The sequence below is a fragment of the Streptomyces sp. BR123 genome (genome assembly GCF_013401435.1).
Taxonomy (GTDB): domain Bacteria; phylum Actinomycetota; class Actinomycetes; order Streptomycetales; family Streptomycetaceae; genus Streptomyces.
In genome coordinates this window covers 1-6,820 of the sequence record NZ_JACBGN010000353.1, presented here as the reverse complement: position 1 = coordinate 6,820, position 6,820 = coordinate 1, and the positions used below count along the sequence as shown (strand labels likewise).

The following is a 6,820-nucleotide window of genomic DNA, read 5'->3' as shown; positions in this document are numbered from 1 at the left end:
CGCCCGTCCCGCCCGTCCGCCCGTCCCGCCCGTCGGCCTGTCAGGTCCCGGCCGGTTCGGGCACCTCCTGCGGGGCGGCGTCCAGGGAGTCCGCGGCGCCGTCCTGCGTGCCCCGGGCCAGCAGACGGCGGATCTCCCGGACCGCCGCACCGCCCGCCCGGTTGGCGCCGATCGTCGACGCCGACGGGCCGTAACCAACCAGGTGGACCCGCTCGTCGCGGACTGCGCGGGTGCCGTCGAGACGGATCCCGCCGCCCGGTTCCCGCAGCCGCAGCGGGGCCAGGTGGTCGACGGCCGCCCGGAACCCCGTGGCCCACAGGATCACGTCGGCCTCCACCTGCTGCCCGTCGGCCCAGGCCACACCCGTCGGCGTGATCCGCTCGAACATGGGGCGGCGGTCCAGCACGCCCGAGGCGATCCCGTCCCGCACCGCCTCGTTCATCGGCAGCCCGGTCACGCTGACCACGCTCTGCGGCGGCAGCCCCTGGCGCACCCGCGCGTCGACCAGGGCCACGGCGGCGCGGCCCTCCGCCTCCCCGAAGGTCCCGTCGCGGAACACCGGGGGCCGGCGCGTCACCCAGGTCGTCGCGGCCGCCACGGGGGAGATCTCCAGCAGGTGCTGCACTGCCGAGGTGCCGCCGCCCACCACGACCACCCGGGCCCCGGCGAACGCCTGCGGCCCCGGGTAGTCCGCCGTGTGCAGCAGGCGCCCCCGGAAGGATCCGCGGCCCGGATAGCGCGGCCAGAACGGCCGGTCCCAGGTACCGGTCGCGTTGATCAGCGCCCGCGCCGACCAGACGCCCGCCGAGGACTCCACCCTCAGTCGCCCGCGGGATCCTTCCCGGACGGCCGTCACGTGCACGGGGCGGTGTACGTCCAGGCCGAACCGCCGCTCGTACGCGGTGAAGTACTCGCCGATCACCGCCGAAGACGGCCGCAGCGGGTCGGCGTCCACGAGCTCCATGCCGGGCAGCGCGTGCATGCCGTGCACCTTGCCGTACGTCAGCGAGGGCCAGCGGAACTGCCATGCGCCGCCGGGGCGGGGCGCGTGGTCCAGGACCACGTGTCCGATGCCCGCCCGCGCCAGGTGGTAGGCGCTGGACAGGCCCGCCTGCCCGGCGCCCACGACCACCACGTCGACCTCGGGGCCGGCGTCCCCGCCGGCAGGGGCGGCCCCCGTCGTCTCCCGCATCAGTTCGTTCACAGTTCTACCAACTCGGCCCGCTGCCGGGATCTTCCCCGCCGGCCGGAGCCCTGCCGAGCCCTGCCGGGGTCCCGCCCGGTCCGGGTCAGGGGCGCCGCAGCACCGCCGGCACCGGCCCGGCCGGCTGCAGCGTCAGTCCGGGGAGCACCGCGACCGGCTCCGGGCCGCTGTCGAGGTGGAAGCGCCGAGCCAGCACCGCCAGCACGAGCACGGCCTCCACCAGGGCGAACCGGGCGCCCAGGCAGGCCCGCGGCCCGCCGCCGAAGGGGATCCAGGCCTGCTCCGCCGCCAGGTGCCCGGCATCCGCGTCCCACCGCTCCGGACGGAACACCCCCGGGTCCGGGAACCAGCGGCCGTCGCGGTGCATCGACCACGGACTGGTCCACACCGCCGTCCCCGCGGGCACGCCCCGCCCGCCGATCTCCGCACCTTCCCCGGCGACGGCCGAGATCAGCCAGACCGGCGGGTACATCCGCAGCGCCTCCTTGACCACCTGCCGGGTCCAGGGCAGCCGTTCGTAGTCCTGGTACGCGGGCAGCCGCCCGCCGAGCACCCTGTCCAGTTCCTCCGTCAACCGGGCGCGCGCCTCGGGAGCCGCCGACAGCAGCTGCCAGGCCCAGGTCAGGGCGGTCGAGGTGGTCTCGTGCCCGCCGATGTAGAGGGTGATCGACTCGTCCCGCAGCTCCTTGCGCGACAGCGGTGCGCCGTGCTCGTCGCGGGCGGCCAGCAGCCGGCTCAGCAGGTCGTCCCGCTCCGCCCCGCCGGGCGAGGCCGCCTCGTGCTCCCGGATGACGTGCGCGATCTCCCGGTCCAGGACGGCCACGGCCCCGCGCATCCGGCGCCGCCCCGGCGTCCGGACCCAGGGCGGCAGGAACAGCGTCAGGCCGCGGAACTCGGCGCCCAGTTCGCGCTGGGCCGTGGCCATGGCCGCGCTGATCGGGGCCTCCCTGCCGGCCGCGTCGCTCCCGAACAGGGTGCGCACCGCTATCCGCTGGGTGAGGCCGGCCATCTCCCGGTGCACGTCGATCCGCTCGCCCTCGGCCCACTCGCGGGCCAGCGCGTCGGCGCACTCCACCATCGTGGCGGCGTACGAGCGCACCTGCCGCGGGCGGACGGCCGGCTGGACCAGCGCCCGCTTGCGCCGCCAGTCGGCACCGGTGGCGACGACCACGCCGTCCCCGAGCAACTGGTGGAAGGCCCAGCCCAGCTCCATCGGCCGGAAGGTCTTCTCCACGGCGCCGAGCAGCTCACCGGCGTGCTCGGGACGGGAGACCAGGACGTTGCGCTGCGGGCCGAGGGCCCACGGCACCCAGTCCCCGTACCCGTCGCGCAGGGACTCGAAGAAGGCCAGGGGATCGCGGGCGAAGGCCGGCAGGTTTCCGACGAGGGGCCACCGGCGCGGTCCGCGCTCGGTGCCCGGGGGCAGCAGGGTGGCGGTCACGCCACGCATGATCGCAGCGCCCCGCCCGCCCCGCCAGGCCGTGTGCCGACCAGGAAGTGCCGACGAGGAAGTGCCGACGAGAAAGTGCCGAACGAACAGTGCGGAACGGACGGTTCGGGCCGTCAGGGCTTGCGGGCCGCCCGCCCCACGGACTCGACCAGCGGCAGCAGCCGGTGCGCCACCCGCTCCCGCAGCGCCACCTCGGTACGGGTCCGGACCACCCCCGGGAGCCGGATCAGCCGCTGGATCACGTCCTCCAGATGCGCGTTGTCCCGCGCCGCCACCCGGGTCAGCAGGTCCCCGCCGCCCGTTATCGAGAACGCCTCGATGATCTCGGGGACCTGCGCCAGCGCCTCGCCGACGTCGTCCAGGTGCCCCTGGGTCACTTCGATGTGGACGAACGCCAGCACCGGATGGCCCAGCGCCGCGGGGGAGAGCACGGGACCCGTCCCGGTGATCACACCGGTGCGCTCCAGCCGGTCGAGCCGGGCCTGGAGGGTGCCGCGGGCGACCCCGAGGATCCGGGCGTACTCGCGGACGCTCGTGCGCGGCTGTTCGATCAGCAGGCGCAGAATCCGGGTGTCGAGTTCGTCCACCGCCATGCCGCGACTGTAGCAATGGTCGAGTGCCGTGCCGTGCCGAGTCGTCCGGGGCTCCGTCTCCGGCTCCCGCTCCGGCTGCGGACGCGGTGCATCCGGACACGTCGGCCCGCCCGAATCCCCTACGGGCAGGAGCCGAGGAGGAACGAGGAGGAAAGGGAACCCATGAGCGGTCTGCACTGCCTGGTCACCGGGGCCACGGGCTACATCGGCGGCCGCCTGGTGCCGGAGCTCCTCACCGCGGGCCACCGGGTCCGCTGCCTGGCGCGGTCCCCCGAGAAACTGCGTGACCACCCGTGGGCGGGGCGCACCGAGATCGTCCGCGGCGACGTCGGCGACGAAGCCTCCGTCGCGGCGGCCCTGGACGGCATCGACGTCGCCTACTACCTCGTGCACGCCCTCGGCGCCGGATCCGGATTCGAGGAACGCGACCGCACCACCGCCCGGATCTTCGCCGAACAGGCACGCGCGGCCGGCGTCCGCCGCATCGTCTACCTGGGCGGCCTCACCCCGGCCGGCATCCCCGTGCACGCGCTCTCCCCGCACCTGCGCTCCCGCGCCGAGGTCGGCCGGATCCTGCTCGCCTCCGGGGTGCCGACCACTGTCCTGCGCGCCGCCGTGATCATCGGCTCCGGGTCGGCGTCCTTCGAGATGCTGCGCTACCTCACCGAGCGGCTGCCCGTCATGGTCACCCCGAGCTGGGTCGGCACCCGCGTCCAGCCCATCGCCGTCCGCGACGTCCTGCGCTACCTCGTGGGCAGCGCCGCCATGCCGCCCGAGGTCAGCCGGGCCTTCGACATCGGCGGCCCCGACATCGTCACCTACGAGGCGATGATGCACCGGTACGCCGCCGTGGCCCAGCTCCCGCCGCGGTTCATCCTGCGCGTGCCGATGCTGACCCCGGGCCTGTCCAGCCACTGGATCGGCCTGATCACGCCGGTCCCGCGGGCCCTCGCCCGGCCCCTCGCCGAGTCGCTGCGCCACGAGGTGGTCTGCGCCGAGCACGACATCGCCCGCTGGGTCCCCGATCCGCCGGGCACCCCGATCGCCCTGGACCGGGCGCTGGAACTCGCCCTGCAGCGCGTGAGGGAGGCCCGGGTCACCACCCGCTGGTCCTCCGCCGCGGTGCCCGGCGCACCGAGCGACCCGCTGCCCACCGACCCCGATTGGGCGGGCGGCAGTCTCTACACCGACCGGCGGGAGCTGGCCGTGGAAGCCTCGCCCGGCGCCCTGTGGCGGGTGGTCGAGGGCATCGGCGGCGAGAACGGCTGGTACTCCTTCCCCCTGGCCTGGGCGGTACGGGGCTGGCTGGACCGGCTCGTCGGCGGCGTCGGCATCCGCCGCGGCCGCCGGGACGCGGCCCGGCTGCGGGTGGGGGACTCCCTGGACTTCTGGCGGGTGGAGGAGATCGAGCCGGGCCGGCTGCTGCGGCTGCGCGCCGAGATGCGGCTGCCGGGGCTGGCCTGGCTGGAGATGTACGCGGAGCCCGGGGCGGACGGCGGCGCACGCTACCGGCAGCGGGCCCTGTTCCACCCGCACGGACTGCTCGGCCACCTCTACTGGTGGGGCGTGTCCCCGTTCCACGCGCTGGTCTTCGGCGGCATGGCCCGCAACATCGCCCGCGCCGCACAGCGCCTGGACGGCGACGCGGACGCGGCATCCACCACGTCAAGCCGCTTCCGGCGCTTCCGCCGCACTCACCGCATCCGCCGCGCCCGTTCCGGCCGAAGTACCGGATGACAGCCGCCCCGGAGCAGAGGCGGCCCTGACGGGGAGCGAGCACATGAACGTCGCGGTGGTCCTGTACACCTCCGACCTGCGCCTGCACGACCATCCGCCGCTGCGCGCGGCCCTCTCCTCCTGCGACCGGGTCGTGCCGCTCTTCGTCCGGGACCCCGCCGTCGACGCCGCCGGCTTTGCCGCCCCCAACCGGCTCGCCTTCCTCGCCGACTGCCTCGCCGACCTCGACACCGCCCTGCGCGAGCGCGGCGGTCGCCTCGTGCTGCGCTCCGGCGACACCGTCGACGAGGTCTGCGCCCTCGTCCGGGACCAGGACGCCGACGAGGTCCACACGGCGGCCGGGGTCAGCGGCTACGCCCGCGCCCGCGAGGAGCGGCTCCGCACCGCCCTGGAGGCCGAGGGCCGCCGGCTGTACGCCCACGACGGGGTGGTGACGGCCGCCGCCCCCGGCTCCGTGGTGCCCGCCGGCTCCGACCACTTCGCCGTGTTCACCCCGTACTTCCGCCGCTGGGCGGACGTCCCGCTGCGCCGGGTCCTGGCCGTCCCGCGGTCGGTGCCCGTACCCGACGGGATCGGCTCCGATCCGCTGCCCCGGCGGCAGGCTCTCGCCGGGGTCTCCCCGGGCCTCGCCCGCGGCGGCGAACGGGAGGCGCGGACGCTCCTCACCCGCTGGCTGCACGGGGGACTCGCCCGCTACGAGGACCTCCACGACGACCTGGCCGGCGACGGCACCTCCCGCCTCTCCCCGCACCTGCACTTCGGCACGCTCTCGGCCACCGAGGCCGTCCAGCGGGCCCGCGCCGCGGGCGGCCCGGGCGGCGAGGCCTTCGTCCGGCAGCTGTGCTGGCGCGACTTCCACCACCAGGTGCTCGCCGCCCGCCCCGACAGCGCCGCCCGGGACTACCGCGGCCGCGGGGACCGCTGGCGCACCGGAGCCGCCGCCGAGGAGGAGACCGAGGCCTGGAAGGAGGGCCGCACCGGCTACCCGGTGGTCGACGCCGCGATGCGCCAGCTCCGCCACGAGGGCTGGATCCACAACCGCGGCCGGCTGCTCGCCGCGAGCTTCCTCACCAAGACCCTGTACGTGGACTGGCGGGTCGGAGCCCGGCACTTCCTCGACCTGCTCGTGGACGGGGACCTCGCCAACAACCAGCTCAACTGGCAGTGGGTGGCCGGCACGGGCACGGACACCCGGCCCAACCGGGTCCTCAACCCGGTCCGCCAAGGGCTCCGCTTCGATCCCGAGGGCCGCTACGTGCACCGCTGGGTGCCGGAGCTCGCCGGACTCGGGGCCCCGCAGCTGCACGAGCCGTGGCGGCTCCCCGGCCCGGAGCGGGCACGGTACGGCTATCCCGACCCGCTGGTGGAACTCGCCGAGGGCCTGGACCGGTTCCGCCGGGGGCGGGGAAGCGGGTGACCGCCCGGCCCCGCGGCTTCCGCTGCGCTCCTGCCCACCGTCGCCCCGTCGCCGTATCGTGAGCGGCGTGGAGAGCGCGCTCCCGCCACCGAAGGCGGCCACACCGCCGGCGCCCGAGGCACCGGTGCCCGCCGTGCCGCCTCAGGATCCGCCCGCCGCCGCGCTGAGCACCGGCGCCGTGGCCCGCCGCCTCGGCGTGTCCCCGACCACGGTCCGCTCCTGGGAGCGCCGGTACGCCATCGGCCCGGCCCACCGCGAGGACGGCCGCCACCGCCGCTGGACCCCGCAGGACATCGCCCGCCTGGAGCTGATGTGCCGGCTCACCGCGCAGGGCGTCCCGCCGGCGGAGGCGGCCCGGACCGCCCGCGCCGGCCCGTCCGCGCCGACCCGCCCGCAAGTGGCCCCGCCTCTCCCGGCCC

General features: G+C 76.1%; 6 protein-coding genes. 3 read left to right on the top strand and 3 right to left on the bottom strand.

Annotated features, from left to right (window positions below):
• Nucleotides 1-40 precede the first annotated feature (40 nt).
• The 3 genes from HYE82_RS32345 to HYE82_RS32335 form a co-directional block, all read right to left on the bottom strand.
• Nucleotides 41-1,192 (bottom strand): FAD-dependent oxidoreductase, encoded by a 1,152-nt coding sequence (locus tag HYE82_RS32345; RefSeq protein WP_179177773.1) that lies wholly within the window; start codon nt 1,190-1,192, stop codon nt 41-43.
• A gap of 97 nt (nt 1,193-1,289) precedes the next feature.
• Nucleotides 1,290-2,645: a cytochrome P450 gene (locus HYE82_RS32340; protein WP_309144519.1), complete on the bottom strand. Its 1,356-nt coding sequence runs from the start codon at nt 2,643-2,645 to the stop codon at nt 1,290-1,292.
• A gap of 122 nt (nt 2,646-2,767) precedes the next feature.
• A complete protein-coding gene (locus tag HYE82_RS32335; protein ID WP_179177770.1) occupies nt 2,768-3,247 on the bottom strand; it encodes an Lrp/AsnC family transcriptional regulator in 480 nt (159 codons plus the stop codon).
• A gap of 162 nt (nt 3,248-3,409) precedes the next feature.
• On the opposite strand from HYE82_RS32335, the gene HYE82_RS32330 reads away from it, so the two are divergent.
• The 3 genes from HYE82_RS32330 to HYE82_RS32320 all read left to right on the top strand — a co-directional run.
• Nucleotides 3,410-4,984 (top strand): SDR family oxidoreductase, encoded by a 1,575-nt coding sequence (locus HYE82_RS32330; protein ID WP_179177769.1) that lies wholly within the window; start codon nt 3,410-3,412, stop codon nt 4,982-4,984.
• A 43-nt stretch (nt 4,985-5,027) separates the two neighbouring features.
• Entirely contained in the window at nt 5,028-6,401 is a 1,374-nt protein-coding gene (locus HYE82_RS32325) for a deoxyribodipyrimidine photo-lyase (RefSeq protein WP_179177768.1), read from the top strand.
• A gap of 133 nt (nt 6,402-6,534) precedes the next feature.
• Nucleotides 6,535-6,820: MerR family transcriptional regulator (locus HYE82_RS32320; protein ID WP_179177772.1), on the top strand; the 286-nt coding region annotated here is incomplete at its 3' end.

What these genes read in the sequence shown, in the direction of transcription:
- HYE82_RS32345 (WP_179177773.1), bottom strand. Translation starts at nt 1,192, where the DNA reads ATGCGGGAGACGACGGGGGCCGCCCCTGCCGGCGGGGACGCCGGCCCC.
- HYE82_RS32335 (WP_179177770.1), bottom strand. Translation starts at nt 3,247, where the DNA reads ATGGCGGTGGACGAACTCGACACCCGGATTCTGCGCCTGCTGATCGAA.
- HYE82_RS32330 (WP_179177769.1), top strand. Translation starts at nt 3,410, where the DNA reads ATGAGCGGTCTGCACTGCCTGGTCACCGGGGCCACGGGCTACATCGGC.
- HYE82_RS32325 (WP_179177768.1), top strand. Translation starts at nt 5,028, where the DNA reads ATGAACGTCGCGGTGGTCCTGTACACCTCCGACCTGCGCCTGCACGAC.